Annotated in this window: 2 protein-coding genes; both read left to right on the top strand. The window is 73.5% G+C overall.

Annotated features, from left to right (window positions below; translation table 11 throughout):
- Nucleotides 1–220, top strand: a 220-nt coding sequence (locus DY240_RS22565; RefSeq protein ID WP_119662066.1) for a DAK2 domain-containing protein, incomplete at its 5' end; no start/stop codon positions are given.
- Complete coding sequence (gene dhaM / locus DY240_RS22560) at nucleotides 217–615, top strand: dihydroxyacetone kinase phosphoryl donor subunit DhaM (RefSeq protein ID WP_119662065.1); 399 nt, start codon at nucleotides 217–219, stop codon at nucleotides 613–615. The genes DY240_RS22565 and dhaM, both read left to right, overlap by 4 nt.
- Nucleotides 616–1021: the final 406 nt, after the last annotated feature.

The raw sequence follows: 1021 nt of genomic DNA, 5'->3' as shown, positions 1-1021 counted from the left end.
GGTCGCCGCGTTCCAGGCGGTCGCCGCCGACGGCGGGCCCATCGCCGCCGCCGCCGCGGCCGCCGCCGACGCCGCCGAGCAGGGCTTGGCCGCCACCATCCCCCTGCAGGCGCGCAAGGGCCGGGCCAGCTACCTCGGCGCCCGCAGCGTCGGACACGAGGATCCCGGCGCGGCGTCGACGGCGCTGATCCTGCGCGCACTGGCGGAGGTCACGGCGTGACGGTCGGCATCGTGCTGGTCTCGCACAGCCCGGCGGTCGCCCGCTCCGTCGCCGAGATGGCGGCGGAGCTGGCCGGCCCGTCGGTCGCCATCCGCCCCGCCGGCGGCACCGACGACGGCCGGTTCGGCACCAGCATCGCGCTGATCTCCGCCGCCATCAACGCGGCCGACAGCGGCGACGGCGTCTGCGTGATCATGGACATGGGCAGCTCGGTCCTGACGGCGAAGACGCTGCTCGAGGACCTCGCCGACGAGGACGGCGGCCCGGCCGTGCGGCTGGCCGACGCCCCGTTCACCGAGGGCGCGGTCGCGGCGGCCGTCCTGGCGTCGACGGGCCAGGACCTCGAGGCCGTCGCCGTCTCCGCCGAGAGCGCCTGGTCGATGCGCAAGCTCTGACCGCTTCGCGCCGTCCACCCCACCTCATCCCCGGCGGGCTTCCCAGCACGGTTGATCATGGAGAAATCGGGGTTCCGACCCACGTGGAACCCCGAATTCTCCATGATCAACAGCACGACGGGGACCGTCGGACGCGCGCCTCAACGCCGTCGACGCGCTCGACGATCACCCTTGACCCTCCCACGCCGGGCAGTGCACTATTTCACACATCACAGGTCACATCGGTCCATCACGGACGCTTCGACCGTGTTGTTAACGCTCACACCTGCACCACCACGGCCAAGGACGGCCGGAACGAGGAGGCGAGATGAGCAAGAGATTCTCCCGACGGGACGCGCTGCGGCTGGGCGCCATGGCCGCGGCCGCGCCGGCGGCGGCGTCGGCCGTGGCCACCGCGGTCGCGCCG

The organism is Jiangella rhizosphaerae (genome assembly GCF_003579925.1).
GTDB classification, from domain to species: Bacteria; Actinomycetota; Actinomycetes; order Jiangellales; family Jiangellaceae; genus Jiangella; species Jiangella rhizosphaerae.
The sequence above is the reverse complement of the archived record's forward strand: the minus strand, read 5'-3'. Positions and strand labels throughout refer to the sequence as shown.